At 70.7% G+C, this 18,233-nt stretch carries 22 protein-coding genes and 2 pseudogenes; 15 read left to right on the forward strand and 9 right to left on the reverse strand.

Going from position 1 to position 18,233, the window contains the following annotated elements; all coding sequences use genetic code 11:
• Positions 1 to 146: 146 nt before the first annotated feature.
• A pseudogene (locus LVQ62_RS17750) lies at positions 147 to 758 on the reverse strand (molybdopterin-dependent oxidoreductase); the annotation flags it as partial.
• Between LVQ62_RS17750 and LVQ62_RS06160 the strand changes: the two are divergent.
• Positions 730 to 915, forward strand: coding sequence for a hypothetical protein (locus tag LVQ62_RS06160; RefSeq protein ID WP_233766552.1), 186 nt, complete (start codon positions 730 to 732; stop codon positions 913 to 915). The pseudogene LVQ62_RS17750 and the gene LVQ62_RS06160 sit on opposite strands and share 29 nt — an antisense overlap.
• A gap of 20 nt (positions 916 to 935) precedes the next feature.
• Here the strand turns inward: LVQ62_RS06160 and LVQ62_RS06165 are convergent, their stop codons facing one another.
• The 5 genes from LVQ62_RS06165 to LVQ62_RS06185 form a co-directional block, all read right to left on the reverse strand.
• The gene (locus LVQ62_RS06165; RefSeq protein WP_233766554.1) at positions 936 to 1,601 is read right to left on the reverse strand and encodes an SDR family NAD(P)-dependent oxidoreductase; all 666 of its coding nucleotides are present in this window, start codon (positions 1,599 to 1,601) and stop codon (positions 936 to 938) included.
• A gap of 132 nt (positions 1,602 to 1,733) precedes the next feature.
• On the reverse strand, positions 1,734 to 2,567 hold the full coding sequence (locus LVQ62_RS06170) for a hypothetical protein (protein ID WP_233766556.1): 834 nt from the start codon (positions 2,565 to 2,567) through the stop codon (positions 1,734 to 1,736).
• A gap of 3 nt (positions 2,568 to 2,570) precedes the next feature.
• Positions 2,571 to 2,726 (reverse strand): hypothetical protein, encoded by a 156-nt coding sequence (locus LVQ62_RS06175; protein ID WP_233766559.1) that lies wholly within the window; start codon positions 2,724 to 2,726, stop codon positions 2,571 to 2,573.
• Complete coding sequence (locus LVQ62_RS06180) at positions 2,723 to 3,121, reverse strand: BlaI/MecI/CopY family transcriptional regulator (protein ID WP_233766561.1); 399 nt, start codon at positions 3,119 to 3,121, stop codon at positions 2,723 to 2,725. Before LVQ62_RS06180 ends, LVQ62_RS06175 begins: the two co-directional genes overlap by 4 nt.
• Before the next feature lie 335 nt (positions 3,122 to 3,456).
• On the reverse strand, positions 3,457 to 4,164 hold the full coding sequence (locus tag LVQ62_RS06185) for a response regulator transcription factor (protein WP_208052485.1): 708 nt from the start codon (positions 4,162 to 4,164) through the stop codon (positions 3,457 to 3,459).
• Positions 4,165 to 4,283: 119 nt separating this feature from the next.
• Here LVQ62_RS06185 and LVQ62_RS06190 point away from each other — a divergent pair, with 119 nt between their 5' ends.
• Both LVQ62_RS06190 and LVQ62_RS06195 read left to right on the forward strand, forming a co-directional pair.
• Entirely contained in the window at positions 4,284 to 4,523 is a 240-nt protein-coding gene (locus LVQ62_RS06190; RefSeq protein ID WP_233766563.1) for a MoaD/ThiS family protein, read from the forward strand.
• Between the two features lie 94 nt (positions 4,524 to 4,617).
• Positions 4,618 to 5,436: a hypothetical protein gene (locus LVQ62_RS06195; protein WP_233766565.1), complete on the forward strand. Its 819-nt coding sequence runs from the start codon at positions 4,618 to 4,620 to the stop codon at positions 5,434 to 5,436.
• On the opposite strand, the gene LVQ62_RS06200 is transcribed toward LVQ62_RS06195, so the two are convergent.
• Positions 5,429 to 5,926: an FABP family protein gene (locus tag LVQ62_RS06200; RefSeq protein WP_233766567.1), complete on the reverse strand. Its 498-nt coding sequence runs from the start codon at positions 5,924 to 5,926 to the stop codon at positions 5,429 to 5,431. The two genes, LVQ62_RS06195 and LVQ62_RS06200, sit on opposite strands and share 8 nt — an antisense overlap.
• Before the next feature lie 35 nt (positions 5,927 to 5,961).
• Positions 5,962 to 7,077 carry an LCP family protein gene (locus LVQ62_RS06205; RefSeq protein WP_233766572.1) on the reverse strand — a complete coding sequence of 372 codons (1,116 nt, stop codon included), beginning with the start codon at positions 7,075 to 7,077 and terminating at the stop codon, positions 5,962 to 5,964.
• A 124-nt stretch (positions 7,078 to 7,201) separates the two neighbouring features.
• Here LVQ62_RS06205 and LVQ62_RS06210 point away from each other — a divergent pair, with 124 nt between their 5' ends.
• From LVQ62_RS06210 to manA, 8 genes and pseudogenes are all read left to right on the forward strand, one after another.
• The gene (locus LVQ62_RS06210; RefSeq protein WP_233766574.1) at positions 7,202 to 8,248 is read left to right on the forward strand and encodes a folate-binding protein YgfZ; all 1,047 of its coding nucleotides are present in this window, start codon (positions 7,202 to 7,204) and stop codon (positions 8,246 to 8,248) included.
• Entirely contained in the window at positions 8,245 to 8,895 is a 651-nt protein-coding gene (locus LVQ62_RS06215) for a class I SAM-dependent methyltransferase (protein ID WP_233766576.1), read from the forward strand. Before LVQ62_RS06210 ends, LVQ62_RS06215 begins: the two co-directional genes overlap by 4 nt.
• 81 nt (positions 8,896 to 8,976) lie before the next feature.
• The gene (locus tag LVQ62_RS06220; protein WP_208052479.1) at positions 8,977 to 9,345 is read left to right on the forward strand and encodes a helix-turn-helix domain-containing protein; all 369 of its coding nucleotides are present in this window, start codon (positions 8,977 to 8,979) and stop codon (positions 9,343 to 9,345) included.
• A gap of 38 nt (positions 9,346 to 9,383) precedes the next feature.
• A complete protein-coding gene (locus LVQ62_RS06225; RefSeq protein ID WP_233766584.1) occupies positions 9,384 to 10,244 on the forward strand; it encodes a hypothetical protein in 861 nt (286 codons plus the stop codon).
• Positions 10,245 to 10,368: 124 nt separating this feature from the next.
• Positions 10,369 to 11,333, forward strand: a pseudogene (locus tag LVQ62_RS06230) (asparaginase).
• A 7-nt stretch (positions 11,334 to 11,340) separates the two neighbouring features.
• The gene (gene dtd / locus LVQ62_RS06235; protein ID WP_233766586.1) at positions 11,341 to 11,766 is read left to right on the forward strand and encodes a D-aminoacyl-tRNA deacylase; all 426 of its coding nucleotides are present in this window, start codon (positions 11,341 to 11,343) and stop codon (positions 11,764 to 11,766) included.
• A gap of 95 nt (positions 11,767 to 11,861) precedes the next feature.
• Positions 11,862 to 12,200 (forward strand): DUF2516 family protein, encoded by a 339-nt coding sequence (locus LVQ62_RS06240; RefSeq protein ID WP_179482930.1) that lies wholly within the window; start codon positions 11,862 to 11,864, stop codon positions 12,198 to 12,200.
• A 13-nt stretch (positions 12,201 to 12,213) separates the two neighbouring features.
• On the forward strand, positions 12,214 to 13,332 hold the full coding sequence (manA, locus tag LVQ62_RS06245; protein ID WP_233766590.1) for a mannose-6-phosphate isomerase, class I: 1,119 nt from the start codon (positions 12,214 to 12,216) through the stop codon (positions 13,330 to 13,332).
• Between the two features lie 15 nt (positions 13,333 to 13,347).
• On the opposite strand, the gene LVQ62_RS06250 is transcribed toward manA, so the two are convergent.
• Entirely contained in the window at positions 13,348 to 14,136 is a 789-nt protein-coding gene (locus LVQ62_RS06250; protein WP_233766592.1) for a class I SAM-dependent methyltransferase, read from the reverse strand.
• Between the two features lie 51 nt (positions 14,137 to 14,187).
• Between LVQ62_RS06250 and mshA the strand changes: the two genes are divergently transcribed.
• From mshA to LVQ62_RS06270, 4 genes are all read left to right on the forward strand, one after another.
• Entirely contained in the window at positions 14,188 to 15,522 is a 1,335-nt protein-coding gene (gene mshA / locus LVQ62_RS06255; RefSeq protein WP_233766594.1) for a D-inositol-3-phosphate glycosyltransferase, read from the forward strand.
• The gene (locus LVQ62_RS06260; protein ID WP_233766596.1) at positions 15,519 to 16,016 is read left to right on the forward strand and encodes a YbjN domain-containing protein; all 498 of its coding nucleotides are present in this window, start codon (positions 15,519 to 15,521) and stop codon (positions 16,014 to 16,016) included. The genes mshA and LVQ62_RS06260 overlap by 4 nt, the downstream gene beginning before the upstream one ends.
• Before the next feature lie 21 nt (positions 16,017 to 16,037).
• Positions 16,038 to 16,781, forward strand: coding sequence for a phosphoglyceromutase (locus tag LVQ62_RS06265; RefSeq protein ID WP_233766597.1), 744 nt, complete (start codon positions 16,038 to 16,040; stop codon positions 16,779 to 16,781).
• 143 nt (positions 16,782 to 16,924) lie between these two features.
• Positions 16,925 to 18,175 carry a hypothetical protein gene (locus tag LVQ62_RS06270; protein ID WP_233766599.1) on the forward strand — a complete coding sequence of 417 codons (1,251 nt, stop codon included), beginning with the start codon at positions 16,925 to 16,927 and terminating at the stop codon, positions 18,173 to 18,175.
• The last annotated feature ends 58 nt before the right edge of the window (positions 18,176 to 18,233 follow it).

Below are 18,233 nucleotides of genomic sequence, written 5' to 3' on the forward strand. Positions count from 1 at the left end.
GCGATCGGCCCTAGGGACAGACCGTCGCCGGGGCCGGCCGCGTCCGGATCGGCGTCGGGAGGCAGCAACCGGTAGGCCACGGACTGGAAGTAGTTGTCCGATGGTCCGTGCCGCACGGTGACCCGCTCGAGCCACTTCACACTGCGGGCGCCGATCCAGCCCGGCACGACCACCCGCAGCGGCGCCCCGTGCACCGGGGCGAGCGCCTCGCCGTTCATGGACCAGGCGAGCAGCACCTCCGGGCGGGTCGCCTTGGTCAGGGGGATGGAACCGCCGTACGCCTGAGACGGTCGCGCCAGCTCGGAGACATCCGGGGCCTGGAACGCCACGTGGAGCTCGTCCGCCGCGGCGTCGTCCTGCGTGACGCCGGCCGCGGCCAGCACGTCGGTCAGGCGGATTCCGGCCCAGATCGCTGTGGAGGTCGCCCCGTCCTGCCACGGGTCCTCACCGGGAATGTCCCGGACCGCGATCAATCCCGCCCGGCGATTTCCCGCGCACTGCACAGTGGCGGTGACCTCGTGCTCCTCGAAACTGTCCTTCAGTTCCTGCAGGGAGAGTCGAAGTGTGCGGTCCACGAGCCCGTCGACCTCCAGGCGCCACGTCGCCGGGTCGAGCGTCGGGATCGGGCCGTGGTTGCGGCTGTAGAACGTGTCGGTCGGGGTGAGGTAGGAGGCTGCCAGTGCGGCCGACGTGGGCTCGGCGTTGAACGGCGCCTCCTCGTGCACGAGCATGTCCGCCCGTTTGCCCCAGCTGGTCATCGTCGATGCTCCGTTCGGCCGTGGGATGGTCGAGATCGCCGTGGGTCGACGCGAGACCACCATCCTGCTCGGGTCCCACCCCGATGGTGGAGCCTGGCGTTGTCCCTGTCATGTCTACACCGCGCCCGATACGGCGGTCGCGCGTACGGCGCTCTGACCACCACGCGGGCGGGGCGGTCAGTCGGCGCTGACCTGACGGCGGAACTCCTTGCGCTCGGCGTGCAGCTCCCACAGGTGCTGGGCGAGCACCTCGGGGCTCTTCTCCTTGTCGCCGGCGATGATCTGGCCGCCGATGATCAGCTGGGAGACCTGGATGCCCTCCTCGCCGAGCACCTCGTTCAGCAGCTGCGCGTACGCGGCCTGGCCGGCGAAGGCGACCGAGGTGCCCGTGACGCCCCGGCCGGGGGTGACGGCCGAGCCGCCGTTGACGAACAGGATCGTGCCGCGGTTCTTGCCGAGGAAGCGCATTCCGGGGAGCACCTGGTGCACTGCGGCGACCGGTCCGTAGATCGAGAACTCGACCGGACCGACGAGGTCGGCCGGGGTGGTCTCCAGCACCGGCCGCATGAAATCCTTCTGCGGCAGAGGGCTGTACTGCAGCACCTCGATGGGGCCGAGGGTCTGCGTGACCTGCTCCAGGGCGGCCGTGATCGATGCCGGGTCTCGGACGTCGCCCACGAAACCGGCGGCCTGTACGCCGTCCTCCTGCAACTCGGAGGCCAGCGCGTCGACACGTCCGCGGTGTCGTGAGATCAGGCCGACCGCGAACCCTTCGTCGCCGAACCGTCGTGCGACGGCGGCTCCGAGGCCCCGGCCTGCTCCGATGATCGCGATCGTGGTCATGTCCAGCTCCTGTCGTGAGGATACGTACGGCGTGCGGCACGGTCCGATCGCAGTCACCTGACCGGCGTGCGGCGGCGGATGAATCGAGGTGCCGGACCTGGCCCGACGCTGATGTCGCAGGTCGAAGCCAGGCTACTGAGCCGCTGTATCCGGCCTCGGCCCGGCGGGATGGGCAGTGACGACCACGCTGTGCACCCAGCGGGTCAGCGGAGCGTGCGGGTGCACGAGTCGAGCATGAGCGCGCTCGAAGGTGCCCTCGGTGATGTGAGCGGTAGTAGCGACCGCGCCGGCCGGAACGACGACCAGGAGCGCGCCGAGAACGGCGGCGGCCGGCAGCGAACGACGTCGTGGCTGGAGCAGCACCTGCACCCGGTAGGCCACCTCGTCCTGGGCGAAGGCGAGGCGGGTGATCGTCGCGTCCGCTGAGGTGACGGTGGCCGCGGCGACGATGGCGCCGGCAACGACGCGCCGGTCGCCGATCTGATCGGCGGCTATCTCATCGGACCAGCGTTCTGTGGAGAGGCGCACCGCCCGGCGTACCGGGCGCAGGATCGGATTGGCCGCTGTTGCGACCTCGACCAGCTGGAGATACGCGTGGTGATGAGCGATGAGGTGCGCCTGCTTGTGGGCGATCAGCGCCTGCCGGTACCTCGGACCCAAGGCCGCCAGGACGGGTGCGCCCACCACGACCCGACCGGGGAATCCGGCTATCGCGCGCGGCGACTCGAGCTCGGGGATGATGACCAGTCCCGCTACGTTCGGCATCCGCCGACACGCGGCAGCGGACTGCCACAACGATCGGACCTCTCCGACGACCGAGATGAGCGAACGGGCGAGCAGGACCGATACGACCGCCCCGGCGAGCATGCCGGCCCACGGTGCGGGGCTCGAGCTGTGCAGCTGACGCGCGCTCCAGCCGCAGGCGGCCGCGATGGCAGGGATGCCCGCAATCGTCTCGAAACACATGACTCAGGCGATGAACCCGGTGCCGGCGGTCACCACGAAGGCGCCGGTCGTCAGCAGCACCGTCGCCGGCGCGGGCCGCATCGAGCGCCCCAGCACCGGAGCGGCCAGGGCCAGTGCGATGCCGGCCCCGAGGCAGGCGATCAGTGCGGCGATGATCACGCCTGCGCCCCTGGATCGCCGGTCTGCGGCACGTGGGTGGCCTCGATCAGGAGCTGGGTGAGCAGGCGCGCGTCCTCGGCGCTGAGGTCACCGATGAAGCGTGACATCACCGCCGATCGGTCCTCGTGCGCCTCCATCAGGCGGCGCATCTGGAGCGCTGTCAGTGCCGCGCCCATGGTGGCGGTCGATTCGACCAGCCCGTACCGGTAGGTGCGTCCGACCGGGGTACGGCGCAGCACCCCCTTGTCGCACAATCGGGTGAGCGTCGTCATGACGGTCGTGTACGCCGAGGTGCGGTCGAGCGCAGCATGGATCTGTGGGGTCGTCAACTCCTCGCCCGCGGCGGCGATGGCCGCAACCACCTCACGCTCCAGTGCACCTGGCTGCCGTCGCATCCGTCCTACTATTCGCCCAGTAGTACCACTTGTACCTTCTACGGGCACACGATGCGGTATCAGGACGCACGATGCAATTGCGGCCCGCGGCACGACCGAAGGAATCGAACGCGGCTGGCACTGGACACCGGCCAACCTGGATCTGTTCATGCGGGTCGACCGGATTGCGGAGGAGCGCACCCCATCGCTGCCCGCGGCGAGGTGGGCGTTCGCGAGGTACGGCGTGCTCGCCCGGCATGTGCCGTGGAGGCGGTCGAGGCCTTGACGATCACGCTCGCGGTCGGGACGTCGCGCGACTGGGCCGGACAGGTGCGGGTCCCCGTGCGATGCCCGGTCTAGGCCGGGGCGATCTGCTCCTCCGGCGCGCGCAATTCGTGCGCGCCCACGAAGCGGTAGCCGACGTTGCGCACCGTACCGATCAGCGACTCGTTGTCCGGGCCGAGTTTCGCGCGCAGGCGTCGCACGTGCACGTCGACAGTGCGGGTGCCGCCGAAGTAGTCGTAGCCCCACACCTCCTGCAGCAGCTGGGCGCGGGTGAAGACCCGACCCGGGTGCTGCGCCAGGTGCTTGAGCAGCTCGAACTCCTTGTACGTCAGATCGAGCGCGCGGCTGCGGATGCGGGCGGAGTACGCGTCCTCGTCGATGGTGAGCTCGCCGGCCAGGATGCGGGTGGGCTCGTCCTCGGCCTGCGGCGTCGTCCTGGTCATCGCCAGCCGGATCCGGGCCTCGACCTCGGCAGGGCCGGCCGATTCCAGCAGCACGTCGTCCAACTGCCACTCGCTGGTGAGCGCGGTGAGACCGCCCTCGGTGAAGATCGCGATGAGCGGGGTGGACAGCCCGGTCGTACGCAGCACCCGGGTCAGCCCGCGCGCATTGGCCAGGTCGCGTCGGGCGTCCAGCAGTACGACGTCGCACTCGGGAGGATCGACCAGGGCCTGCGGTTCGGTGGGCAGCACGCGCACCCGATGGCCGAGAAGACCGAGGGCCGGAAGCACCTCGACACTCGCACCGCGAGCGTCGGTGAGGAGCAACAGGCGTGCCATGCTGCTCAAGAATACGATGTTGCAGGTAGGACGACCGGCCAGTACGGCCGGGCGTGACGCGTGCCACATCATGCGGCGGGGGCCGGTTTCCGGGATCCTGCCGGAGATCAGGAGGGGCCATGGCACAGATCGTCGTGCGGTACTGGGCCGGAGCACAGGCTGCTGCCGGCACCCCGACCGAACAGTTGAACGGCCTCACCGTCGGCGACGTGGTCGCCGCGGCCACCCACCAACACCCGGAGCTGCGGCCGGTCTTCGCGCTTGCAGCGCTCCTGATGAACGGCAGCCGGGTCGACGCCGAGGACCCACTGGTCGACGGCGCCACCCTGGAGGTGCTGCCGCCCTTCGCAGGCGGCTGAGGCTGCCGGCAGGAGACGTCCGCGGGGGCGTGCCTGCCCGCCCCGTGCGGCCACGCGGCACCCTCACCGGCGAGGTGGTGGCAGGATTCGGGTCGTGCCCGAGGGAAGCGAGACCACCGCCCAGCCGGTCGACGCACCCGCGACGCGGGTGAGGAGCGCCTCGGCCTCCCCGTTCCTGGCGGGTGTCGGCGCGATCGTGCTCGCCGTTCTCCTGGGATTCTGCGCGTACGCCGGGTCCGTCGCGCTCGCGGCCGCCTACCTGTTGAGTGCGCTCGTGGTGGCGGTCGGCTGGCCGATGCTGCTCGGTCTGCCGCGGGAGCGGTCCAGCTCCCTGGTCCTCGGGATCGCTGCGGTCTCGATGACCGTGATCGTCGGATGGGCCGACACCGCCGACGGGATCCGCTGGGTCACCGCCGCACTGGCCATCTCCCTGTCATTGGTCTTCCTGCAGTCCCTGGTCAGCCGGGGGGAGCGCGAACGCGTGGTCATCTCCCTCGCGGTGATGAGTCTCGGTCTCGGGGCGCTCGCCAGCGGCGCCTTCATCGCCGACGCGGCACTACGCGACCACGGGCGGGAGGCCGTCGTCGCCGCGCTGGCCGGGGCGTCGGTCGGTACGGCGCTGGACGTCGCCCTCCGAGGTCGGGAGCGGCTGTCTGAGGCGACGCTGCCGGTGTCTCTGCTCCTCGGCATCGGCGCCGGACTCATCGCGGCGGCCGTCGCCGGCGTCCCGTGGAACGCCCCGCTCGTCGCCGGCCTGCTCGGCGCCGGCGTGTCGCATGCGTTCCGTTCGATCCTGCGCGCACCGGCGCGGCTGGGCGGACCCGCGGCTCAGCTGGCCCTGGGATCGGCGACCGTCCTCTTCGTCGGCGTGCTGCCGACCGCGGCGACCTGGTTCTTCGCGCAGATCAACTGACCCGCTTCAACTCCGCCGAGGCGTAGCTCTGCAGCGGGTGCCCGGTGGCCGCCATGTCCATGGCCCACATGAGGTTGGAGTTGACGTAGCCGTAGAGGCGCGTCGCGGCGGAGTACTCCATGGCGCTCGGGCTGCGCAGCACCCCGTCGGTGCGCAGCTCGATCTTCGCGGGGGTGGTGTTGCCGTAGTACATCTCCACGACACCGGTCGGGTGGGCCAGCACGAACTCGACCTCGCCGTCCGGCAGCGGCCGCCAGTAGCCGAGTTCGCTGGTGAGCGGCTCGACCTGGTTGCCCGCCTCGTCGAGCAGCCAGGTGGTGCTGCGCCACTCCAGGAAGGACCGGCCGTCGTGGCCGCAGACGACCTCCTGGCCGAAGTTCACCGACTCGATGCCCGGGTAACCCATCACGCCGGCGCCCTCCCACCGGCCGATGAGCCACGCCAGGGGTGCCAGCTCACGCGGCATGTCCGTGTCCAGTTCGAAAGGCATGCCCGGAATCGTACGGCGGGGGTGGGCGGGCGCGCTCAGCTCACGGTGTTGGGCGTCACCGAGGTGCTGCTCATCGAGTCCGTGCGCAGGCTGGCGCCCAGTTGCTTCATCTTCGGCATGTCGACCACGTCGACGTCTCCGACGGAGTTCTTGGCGAAACCGGAGAACGGTGCGGTGTAGAACGTCAGGTCGTTCCGGCTGATGTTGCGCAGGCTGACGGCGAGCGTGATGAGGTACGACGTCGAGGTGTCGGTCAGGGTGTACGGCGCGATGGCCGAGATCATGTCGAGTGCCCGCTTGGGGTTCTCCAGCGTGCCGCGGGACAGCGCCTTGGTGACCATGGCGTTGATCCACTCCTGCTGGTCCACCCCACGGTCGATGTCACCGTGCGGCAGCTGGTGGCGCTCGCGGGAGAAGCCGAGCGCCTGCTCGCCGTTCATGTGGTGGTAGCCCTGCGTCCAGGAGCCGAAGCCGCCCTCGCTGTAGGGGTAGCGCACGTAGACGTCGACCCCGCCCATCGCGTTCGTCAGCTTGGTGAAGCCGTCGAAGCCGATCTGCGCGACGTGGTCGATGTGCAGTCCCAGCAGGTTCTGCATGGTCGACACGAGCAGCTTGGACCCGCCGAAGGAGTACGCCGCGTTGATCTTGTTCATCCCGTGTCCGGGGATCGCGACGTAGAGGTCGCGCGGGAAGTGCACGACCTGGATGCTGCGCCGGTCGCTGCTCACGTGCATGAGCTGGATGACGTCCGAGCGTCCGTTGTCGCGCAGGTTCTTCCCGCGGGAGTCCGAGCCGAGCAGCAGGATGTTCTGCGCCTTGCCGGCCGTCGCGTCGCGGGTCGGCCCGTCCGAGGGCAGCAGCGAGTTGGAGTGTTGGATCTGGTCCAGCTGGTGGTTGACGTAGAGCGCCAGGCCGCCGACGGCGAGAGCGATGACGACGATCATCGACAGCAGGGTCAGACACCCGACCTTGAAGCAGCCGGCGCGCTTCTTCTCCTCCGGCGGTGCCTGCTCCGCGGCCTGGTCGGCGTCCTCGGTCGGGGTCGACTCCCTGCCGGCCGGTTCGGTGCCGCCGGGGTGTGGCGAGGTCTCGGCGTCTCGCGCGTCGTCGGGTCCGGAGGCGGCGCCCTGATGCGCGGGGTCCTGCGTCATGGCGGTCAGTGTAGGTGGGCACCGGTCCCGAGAACGCGTCCCGACGCTGGTCATCGAGCAGTTCACAGCTGCGTGACCGGCCACTGCCGAATCGGCGTGCGTGGTCGCCCGGCGTACCGTTGTCATGGTGACCACGACAACGGCGACTTCCTCGCTCACCCGCCCCGGAGCGGTCGACGGGCAGGGGATCGACGCGGGAGTTCCCGCGCACTACGGCGACCCCATGGGGGAGCAACGCCGCCTCCTGGGCGCAGATGCGCTGGTCGACCTGTCCCACCGAGGGCTCGTGCGCGTCACCGGGCCCGACCGTCTCACCTGGCTGCACTCGATGACCACCCAGAAGCTGGACGACCTCGCGCCGCACCACGGCGTGGAGACGCTGGTCCTCAGCCCGCACGGGCACGTCGAGCACGCGATCCACGTCGTGGACGACGGCGAGTCCGCCTGGCTCGGGGTGGAGCCCGGCACCGCCGACGCACTGGTGCAGTGGTTGACCTCGATGCAGTTCATGCTGCGCGTGCAGGTCACCGACGTCAGCGCCGACTTCGCCCAGTTCGGCCAGGTCTGCGACGAGGCGGGCAGCGCCGAGCAGTACGCCGCGGACGGCACCCTGGTCTGGGTGGACCCGTGGCCGACCATGGGACCGGACACCGCGTCGTACTCCGGCGACGGCCCGCATCCCGCGACCGGACGGCGCTGGCGCGAGGTCATCGTGCCCCGCGACCGCGCCGCGGACTTCATCGGCGACCGGCCGCTGTCGGGCATGCTGGCCGCGGAGGCGCTGCGGGTGGCCGACTGGCGACCCCGGCTGGGCGCCGACACCGACCACCGCTCGATCCCGCACGAGTTGGACTGGCTGCGCACCGCTGTGCACCTGCACAAGGGGTGCTACCGCGGGCAGGAGACGGTCGCGCGGGTGCACAACCTCGGCCGTCCGCCGCGCCGGGTGGTCTTCCTGCACCTCGACGGTTCAGGTCACCTGCTCCCCGAGCCGGGCGCGCAGTTGCGCGTCCCGGGCGTCGAGCGTCCGGTCGGTGTCATCACCACGGTCGCGCGCCACCACGAGGACGGCCCCATCGCGCTCGCGGTCGTCAAGCGCAGCACTCCGACCGACGTCGACCTCGTCGCCGACGACTGCGCCGCAGCGCAAACGGTGATCGTCACGCCGTGAGCGACCCGGTCCGCGTCCTCTACGACACTGTCGCGACGGCGTACGACGAGGCGGTCTCGAGTGAACTCGACACCAAGCCCCTGGACCGGGCGCTGCTCGCCGGACTGGTCGACAGCATCGGGGACGGCCCGGTGGCGGACCTCGGTTGCGGGCCCGGTCAGGTCGCCGCGCATCTGCGCCGGTGCGGCGCCCGCCAGGTGGTGGGCGTCGACCTGTCGCCGTCGATGGCGACCACCGGTCGCGCGCGGCACGGTGACCTCGGTTTCGCGGCGGGCGATCTGCGCGCCCTTCCGCTTGCGGACGGCGTGCTCGCGGGGGCGACGGCGTTCTACTCGATCATCCATCTGCACCCGGACGAGCGTCCCGTGGCGTTCCGGGAGATGGCCAGGGTGCTGCGACCGGGCGGGCAGCTGCTGGTCGCGTTCCACATCGACGCGCCGGGGATCGCGATGGGCACGGCGCACCGCTCCGAGAACTTCCTGGGTCACCCCGTCACGTTCGACGGGTGGTTCCTGGACCCCGACGAGGTCGCGCGGATCGCCGCCGCGGCGGGGCTCGTCGAGGTGGCCCGCTGCGTGCGCGCGCCCATCCCGGACGCGGAGTACCCCAGCCGCCGCTGCTACCTGCTGCTCGCCCGCCCGGCCTAGGGGAAGCCGCTCACTACTTGTGAGTAGCATCACGCTTGCTTCAGCTTGCGCTCTGCTAACTGCAGCAAGCATACTGGTCACATGACACCGAGTCCCGTGAGCGATCTGGGCGGCTTCCTGAAGGAGCAGCGCCAGCAGGCACAGCTCTCCTTGCGGCAGCTGGCCGAGCGCTCCGGGATCAGCAATCCCTATCTGTCCCAGATCGAGCGGGGCCTGAAGAAGCCCAGCGGCGAGATCCTGCAGGCACTGGCCAAGGGGCTGCGCATCTCCGCCGAGCAGCTCTACGTGCACGCCGGTCTGCTCGATGCCGATCCGTCGGGCGGTGAGCGCAGCGCACTCGACGTGCGTACGGCAATACGCGCCGATCCGCTGCTCACCGATCGTCAGCGCGGTGTCCTGCTCGATCTCTACGCATCGTTCGTCGACGACGAACCGAAGCACTCCAGCTGAACCGAACATCCATCACGTCCAACGGAAAGGTATCGATCATGGCTGCCAAGTCATCGAAGAAGACCGAGAACAACACCCCCCTCTACGCGCTCGTCGGAGCCGCCGACGCGGCGGTCAACAACGTGCTCGAGCTGCTCGACCAGGCCGGTGAGCGTGCGGAGGCGCTGCGCACCGAGGCCCAGCCGAAGGCCGTCCAGGCCCGGCTCGCCGAGACCCAGGGCCGCGTCACCGAGGCCGTGAACGACCTCGTCGCCCAGATCGAGGCGCTGCCGCAGACCGCGACCTCCACCGTGACCCAGGTGCAGAGCGACCTGGAGAAGTCCTACAACGACCTGGTCGCCCGCGGCCAGAAGGTCATCGATGACCTGCGCAACCAGCCGGTCGCCAAGAAGCTGCAGGCGCAGACCGACAGCATCACCGGTCGGGCCCGCAAGCAGGCCGACGACGTGCGCAAGCAGGCCCGCCAGACTGCGGCGGGGACCACGTCAACCGCCAAGAGCACCGTCTTCGCCGGTCGCAAGGAGGTCGCCCGCAACGTCGCCGGTGTGGCCGCCCGGGTGTCCAGTGACACCTCGCGCCTGAGCCGCGTCGCCGAGCGCGACGGCCGCAGCGCCGCCGCCAAGGAGGGCAACGCCAAGCCGAGCGCCCGCATGCCCGGCCCGAAGAAGGCCGCCGCCAAGAAGACCACCGCGAAGAAGTCGACCGCCAAGAAGAGCGCGGCCAAGACCAGCACCGCGAAGGCGACCCCGGCCCGCAAGACCACCACCGCGAAGGCCACGCCGGCCCGCAAGACCGCAGCGAAGAAGACGACCACGTCCACCACGCCCGCGTCGACCGGCACCACCGCGAACACCACCACCTCGAGCTCGACCCCCAGCACCACGAGCTCCAGCTCCTGAGCACTGTCCGGTGCGCTGCCCGACGGCGGCGCACCGGGCAGCACCACGCGACTCCCCGTCATACCGATTCGTCGGTAGGACGGGGAGTTTCGGTGTTTTCGGGGCGGGCACCTATCGTGCTCGGGTGAGTTCGGTCGAAGCCCTGTCCGGTGCGCCCGTGGTGGCGCACGTCGTGCGAAACGGATTCGTGGAGTCGGTGCACCACGGCTGCGCGGTCCTGACGGCCCCGGACGGCGCGGTGGTCCGGCAGATCGGGGACGCCGGCGCTCCCTGCTTCCCCCGGTCCTCCAACAAGCCCCTGCAGGCCGTGGCGATGTTGAAGGCGGGGTTGCAGCTCAACGCCCCGCTGCTCGCCTTGGCCTCGGCCAGTCACTCGGGGAGGCCTTCCACCTCGACGGGGTGCGCCACATCCTGGCCGAGCACGATTTCTCGCCGGAGGACCTGCAGAACACCCCCGACCTGCCGTACGACGTGCAGGCCCGCAACGACTGGCTCGCGGCCGGCCACGGCCCCACCTCCCTCGCGCAGAACTGCTCCGGCAAGCACGCCGGGATGCTCGGCGCGTGCCGGGCCGCCGGATGGGACCCGAGCACCTACCTCGACCCGGCGCACCCCTTGCAGGAGTCGATGGAGCAGACCATCTCCGAGATCGCGGGCGAGCAGGTGAGCGCGACCGCTGTCGACGGCTGCGGCGCCCCGGTGATGGCGATCTCGCTGGCCGGTCTCGCGCGAGCGTTCGGACGTATCGCTGCTGCGGACGAGGCGACCCACGAGGGCCGCGTCGCGCACGCCATCCGCGCGCACCCGGAGTACCTCGGCGGCACCCGCCGGGACGTCACGGCGCTGATCCGCGCGGTCCCGGGCGCCGTCGCGAAGGACGGCGCGGAGGCCGTCTACGCCGTCGGTCTGCCCGACGGTCGCGGGTTCGCGGTGAAGATCGCCGACGGCAGCCAGCGGGCACGCCAGGTCGTGATGGCCGCGCTGCTGCGCTCCGCGGGTGTCGACAGCCCCGGGCTCGACGAGATCGCCGACGTGCCGGTCCTCGGTCACGGGCAGCCCGTGGGCGCCGTGCTCCCCGTAGCCATCTGAGTCCCGCGTGCGGGCGGTGGTGCAACGCGTCACGCAGGCGCGCGTCGACGTCGGCGAGGAGTGCGTCGGGCGGATCGACACCCCCGGTCTGATGGCGCTCGTCGGTGTCACGCACGAGGACTCGACCGCCGAGGCCGAGCTCCTGGCCCGCAAGATCGCCGAGCTGCGCATCCTGTCCGATGAGCGGTCCGTGCTCGATCTGGGAGCACCGGTGCTCGTGGTCTCCCAGTTCACGCTGTACGGCGACACCCGACGCGGGCGGCGACCGTCCTGGGCAGCCGCGGCGCCCGCGGCGTACGCCGAGCCGCTGGTCGAGCACGTCGTGGCGGCGTTGCGGGAGCGAGGGGTACACGTCGAGACGGGTCGCTTCGGAGCACGGATGAGCGTCACCCTCACCGGTGACGGCCCTTTCACGATCCTGATCAAGACCTGAGGCGACCCGCGGCAGGCCCGAGGGCCCGCCAATTGCGCGAATCGTCGCGCCGGATACCGGGGAATCGGCACAGGTGGCGAACGTAGACTCTGGCCATGAACCTGCTGACCGGCCTCTCCTTCGTCCAGTACTGGATCGCGCTGGTCCTCGGTCTGGCCATGCTGGCGTGTGAGGTCGTGGCGTTCGTGGACTGCCTGCGCCACCGCGAGGACGCGTTCCGCGCCGCGGGCAAGCTGACCAAGAACAAGTGGCTGCTCATCACCGGGATCGCGCTGCTGCTCGGGATCCTGACGGTGCAGAGTCCGATCGGCTTCCTCGGGATCATCGCCATCGTGGGCTCGGCCGTCTACCTCGTCGACGTGCGCCCCGCGCTGCGACAGGTGCTCGGCAAGGCCAGGGAGTCCAGTAACCAGGGCCCCTACGGACCTTGGTGAATCCCCAGCACTGATGCGGAGATTGACCGGCCGGGTGCGGTCGTACGCCTGGGGCTCGCACACCGTCCTGGCCGAACTCACCGGGCGATCCGCACCGACGCACGAGCCGGAGGCGGAGTTGTGGCTCGGCGCGCACGAGGCGGCGCCGGCGCTGCTCGACGACACCACGCTGGACCAGATCATCGCCGCCGACCCGGCGCGCACTCTGGGCGCGGACCTCGCGGCACGCACCGGTGATCGGCTCCCGTTCCTGCTCAAGGTGCTCGCCCCTGAGCGGGCTCTGTCGATCCAGTGTCATCCGGACGCCCGGCAGGCGCTGGACGCGGCGCCCGGGACCTACACCGACCGCTCCCCGAAGCCGGAGGCGGTCGTCCCGCTGACGCCGTTCGAGATGTTCGCCGGGATGGTGCCGTACGACGAGATCGTGGCCCGGTTCGGCAGTCTGGGGGTGCCGGAACTGCGGGCGATCGCGAGAGAATCCCTCACCGCGCACGACATCCTGGCGGGCATCCTGGCGACCCCGGTCGACGCCCGCCCGGACCTGGTCGAGCGGACGCTCGCGGCGCTCGACGGCGCGCACACGGTCCCGGCCGATGTCGCGGACGCCGTCCGGTCCGTGGCCCTGGACTACCCCGGCGATGTCGGTCTCGTCGTGCTGCTCACGATGCACCATCGGGTCGAGGCTCCGGGCACCTACGTCTTCGTCCCCGCGGGGGTGCTGCACGCCTACGTGCGGGGTGCCGCCATCGAGATCCTCGCCAACTCCGACAACGTCGTGCGCGCGGGGCTCACGCCCAAGAAGATCGACGTGGCCGAGCTGCTGCGGATCGTGCAGGTGCACCGCCAGATGGTCGCCGAGGTCGGCGAGCGGGTCGGACGGGTGGTGCGCTATCCGCAGTCGGCGCAAGAGTTCTCGCTGTCCCTGGTCGATCAGGGAGAAGAGCCGGCCCAGGTCGCCGAGACCGGTCCGCGCATCGTGCTGGCACTCGGCGGGTCGGTGCGGGTGACGTGCGACGGGGAGGCTCTGACCCTGTGCCCAGGTCAGGCGGTGTTCGTCGAGGCGGCCGAGGGAGCGCTGTCGTTCACGGGCACCGGCACGGCGTACGTCGCGGCCACCGGTCGACCCGCCTGAACGCCTCCGCCCCGGTCAGGAGCCGGGGCGGACCGCGTCCCAGTCGACGGTGATCTCGCCCATCCGCCACCGGGCGGGTCCGTCGTGCAACGGCCAGCCGACATCGTGCAGTGCGCGAGCGGCGGAGATGAAACGCTGGCGCGAGCCGTACGCCGACAGCGGACTGGCCCGCTCCCACGCCTCGTCCAGCGCGGCGAGGAACGCGTGCACCCGCTCGCCGGGGACGTTGCGATGGATGAGGGCCTTGGGCAGGCGCTCGGCCACGACCGACGGCGTCGTCAGATCTGCCAGTCGCAGCGAGACGGTCAGCGAGAGCGGGCCGCCCGCGTCCAGCGCGACCCAGCTCGCGACCCGACCGATCTCGTCGCAGGTGCCGTCGACCACCAGACCGTCGGGGGCGAGCCTCGCCTGCATCCGGGGCCAGGCCTGCGCGACGTGCGCCTCGTCGTACTGGCGCAGCACGTTGAACGCGCGGACGACCTGCACCCGCCCGCTCACCGGTATCTCGAATCCGCCTCGTACGAAGGACAGTCCGGGTCGCTGCAGGTGCAGGGCGTCGGCGACCCTGGCGGGTTCGATCTCGACGCCGACCACCTCGGTGTCCCGGCGTACGGCGCGCAGCCGGTGGTGCAGCTCGACCGCGGTCACGGGGTGTCGGCCGTATCCGAGGTCGACCACGAGGGGCCGGTCGACGGTGCGAAGCCGCCACGCCTGAGGTCCAGTGAGCCACCGGTCGCAGCGGCGCAGCCGATTCGGTGCGGTGGTGCCTCGGGTCACCAGACCCACCGGTTTCACCTCTCGCACCGGGCGAGGGTACCGGGACGCCCTGTCCGGGCCGTGCCAGACTGGACGGCGATGTCACCTCTGCCCGAGATCCCCTCCGCCGTACGGCGAGTGGCGATGATCAGCGTGCACACGTCGCCGCTGGAGCAGCCCGGCACCGGGGACGCCGGTGGGATGAACGTCTACGTCCTGGAGACCGCACGTCGCCTCGGCGAGCGCGGTGTGGAGGTCGAGATCTTCACCCGGCGGACGAGCGCCGCGTCGGCCGAGGTCGTACCCGTCGCACCCGGCGTCCTAGTGCGTCATATCGACGCCGGCCCCTACGAGGGACTGTCCAAGGACGACCTCCCCGGTCAGCTGTGCGCGTTCGCGGCCGGGGTGATGCGACTCGTGGCGATCAGCCCCGAAGGTCACTACGACCTGGTGCACTCCCACTACTGGCTCTCCGGTCAGGTCGGCTGGCTGGCCGCCGACCGATGGAATGTGCCGCTCGTGCACACCATGCACACGATGGCCAAGGTGAAGAACCGCTCGCTGGCACAAGGCGATCGGCCCGAGCCGGCCGGTCGGGAGATCGGCGAGGAGCAGGTCGTGCGAGCCGCCAGTCTGCTGGTCGCCAACACCGAGATCGAGGCGCGCGAGCTCGTCGAGCTGTACGACGGCGACCGGGCCAGGGTGCGCGTCGTACCGCCGGGGGTCGATCTGGTCACCTTCGCCCCTGGCGATCAACAGGCCGCCCGCGAGGCCCTCGAGCTGCCGCAGGACGCGGAGCTGGTGCTCTTCGTCGGCCGGATCCAGGCGCTCAAGGGACCGGATGTGCTGCTGCGGGCTGCCGCCGAGATGGTGCGGCGCGACCCCGAACGACGGCGGCGCCTGATCGTGGCAGTCATCGGTGGGCCGAGCGGATCGGGGCTGGAGAAGCCGCGCGCCCTGCAGGCGTTGGCCCGCGAGCTCGGGATCGCCGATATCGTGCAGTTCGTGCCGCCCGTGCCGCGTCAGGAGCTGGCGCAGTGGTTCCGCGCGAGCGACGCGGTCGCCGTCCCCTCCCGCTCCGAATCGTTCGGACTGGTGGCCCTGGAGGCGCAGGCCTGCGGCGCGACGGTCGTGGCCGCCGACGTCGGCGGCCTGCCGCGCGCGGTCGGAAGCGCCGGTGTCCTCGTGCAGGGACATGACCCGGCGGTGTGGGCCGAGCGGTTGCTGGCGGTGCTCGACAGCACCCCGGACGAGCGGAAAGCTCTGGCGCACAAGGCCGTCGAGCATGCGCAGCGCTACGGCTGGGAACGCACGACCGATGAGTTGCTGGCGGTCTACGAGCGGGCCTGCCGCGACGCGCGTACCGGCATCGCCGACGACGCGGGCCCGGCCCGGCTGCTGGAGCTTCCGCTCGCCGAGGCCGTGATCCCGTGAACCCCGCGCACGCGGAAGTCCACGAGACCATCCGCGCGTTTCTCGCCGACGCCGATCTGGAATGGGAGACCGGCGCCCGCGACGGCGAGTACGTCGTCACCCTCCCGGGCGATCGCAAGCTCAAGACGGTCACGTCGTTACTGGTCGGCGAGAAGGCACTGACCACAACGGCGTTCGTCATCCGTCACCCGGACGAGAACGCCGAGGAGTTCTACACGTTCCTCCTGCGGCGCAACCTGCGGATGGGGGCGGTGGCCTACTCCATCGACGGCACCGGCGACGTCTACGTCGGCGGCCGGGTGCCGCTCGCGGCGGTCGGATCGGACTACCTGGACGACGTGCTCGGCGCCGTCCTGGACGCGGCCGACGCACCCTTCAACGAGCTGCTGGTCATCGGCTTCCTGTCGTCGATGAAGCGCGAGTGGGCCTGGCGGATCAAGCGCGGTGAGTCCACCCGCAACCTCGAGGCTTTCGCACACCTGCTGCAGGACTGACCCCCTCCTAGACTGACCGGCATGACTCACACCCTGGTGTTGCTGCGGCACGGCGAATCGGACTGGAACGCGAAGAACCTCTTCACCGGGTGGGTCGACGTCCCGCTGACGGACAAGGGTCGCGACGAAGCTGTGCACGGCGGGGAGTTGATCAAGGACGCCGGCCTGCTGCCGGACGTCGTCCACACCTCGCTGCTGCGCCGGGCGATCACGACCGCCGGCCTCGCGCTCGACGTCGCCGACCGCCACTGGATCCCGGTGAAGCGCTCTTGGCGGCTCAATGAGCGGCACTACGGCGCGCTGCAGGGCAAGGACAAGAAGGCCACGTTGGAGGAGTTCGGCGAGGAGCAGTTCATGACCTGGCGCCGCTCGTACGACGTGCCGCCGCCCCCGATCGAGCCGGGCTCGCAGTTCAGCCAGGACGGCGACCCCCGGTATGCCGATCTCGGCGCCGACGCGCCGCGTACCGAGTGCCTCAAGGACGTCATCGCGCGCTTCCTGCCCTACTGGGAGTCGGACCTGAAGCCGGACCTGCAGGACGGCAAGACCGTGCTGGTCGCCGCGCACGGCAACAGCCTGCGCGCGATGGTCAAGCACCTGGACGGCGTCAGCGACGACGACATCGTGGGCCTCAACATCCCCACCGGGATGCCGTTGGTCTACCACCTCGACGACGACTTCAAGCCGACCGTGGCCGGTGGGGAGTACCTCGACCCGGAGACCGCGAAGGCGGCGGCCGAAGCGGTGGCCAACCAGGGTCGCTGACGCCGGGCCGGGGCTGACCCTGACGGCGTTCGCATCCGTTGACGGCGTTCGAACGCCGTCAACCGTCGCGAACACCGTCAACGTACTGCGACGGTGCGCGCATTCCGCGCCGCAAGCACCCCGCGCCGGTGCAGGATGTCGCCATGGGGACAGGGGATGAGCTCGGCGACGACGTATGGGGTGTCGATCCCTGGGGTCGTCACGAACCGGCTGCCGACAGGACGGTCGCGTGGCTGACCGCCCACGGTTGGACCCGGCTCGAGCCCGCCCCCCTCTACCACCTGATGCCCGCTGTCTGGCCCGCACACCTGCGCACCTGGGTCCCGTTGGAGGCGGACGGCGACTCTTGGCCCGACCAGGATCGCTCCGGATGGGCGCAGTCCGCCGGTGCACCCCCGCCACCTGCGAACCGCACCTGGCTGCTGCAGTCACCCTGGCCGTCGGTGTCGGTCGAGCGGGCCCTTCGACTGATCTTCGACCAGCTCGACGACCGTCTCGGTCCCGATGAGATACCCGCAATGGCGACCGTCGGCCGCCGCGTGCTGCGGTGGGACGAGGCGACCGCCCTGGCCGCGATCGCACCCCACGAGCGCGGACTCATCGGGCAGTGGTCGGAACGCGCCGGCGATGCTGACCGTGCTGGTCTCGACCCCGACGTCGTCGATCGACTCATCGACCTGGGTTACCCGCCCGCGGACTGCGACCGGGTGCAGGCCGACACGGGATGGACGGCGGCGGAGGTAGCGGAGTGGTCGGAGCAGACGGATCGCACCGGCGATGAGCTCATCGACTTCATACGGCGGTGGCGGACACTCCGGCTTCCTGAGGACCCCGAGCTCGCTGCCGAGTGGAGCGAGGAGCCTATGGAGCAATTAGGGGCGATCCTGGACGCGGGATTCACGCCCGAGGACGCCCCGCAGGTCCGGGACGTAGGTCTCTCGCGGGCGCGCGTATGGCGCGACGCCGGCTTCGACGCACAGGACACCTTCGATCTTCTGACCACGGACCCGGACCTGCTGCCCGAAGAGGCGCGCACGTTCGAGGACCCGGCGATCGCCGAGCAGGGCAGGTGGTGGATCTACTACGGCTTCAGCGCCGATGAAGCGCTGCGGTGGTCGGGGGTCGGTCTCTCGCCGACCCGGGCGAGGTTGTGGCGCGCCCACGCCCACACCCCGGACGAAGTGCACGTCGACCCGGAGCGGTGGCTGTCGACGGTTCCGCCCGAGCTGCGCCCGACCACCGAGCATTTCGCGGTGATGTGGGTCGACGGCGGGGAGTACACGATGGACGGGTGGGACGAGATCGCCGATCCGCCCGCCACCCGTGGCCGGTCCGCCCGTCGGGCGAGGGGCGAGACCGATCCACTGCTGTGGTCGGGATTCACCTCCGGGTGAAGGCGGTCCGACGCGACCCCACCCTGACGGCGTTCGCATCGATTGACGGCGTTCGAAC

Origin of the sequence: Allobranchiibius sp. GilTou73, assembly GCF_021391335.1 — a bacterium.
Lineage (GTDB): Bacteria > Actinomycetota > Actinomycetes > Actinomycetales > Dermatophilaceae > Allobranchiibius > Allobranchiibius huperziae.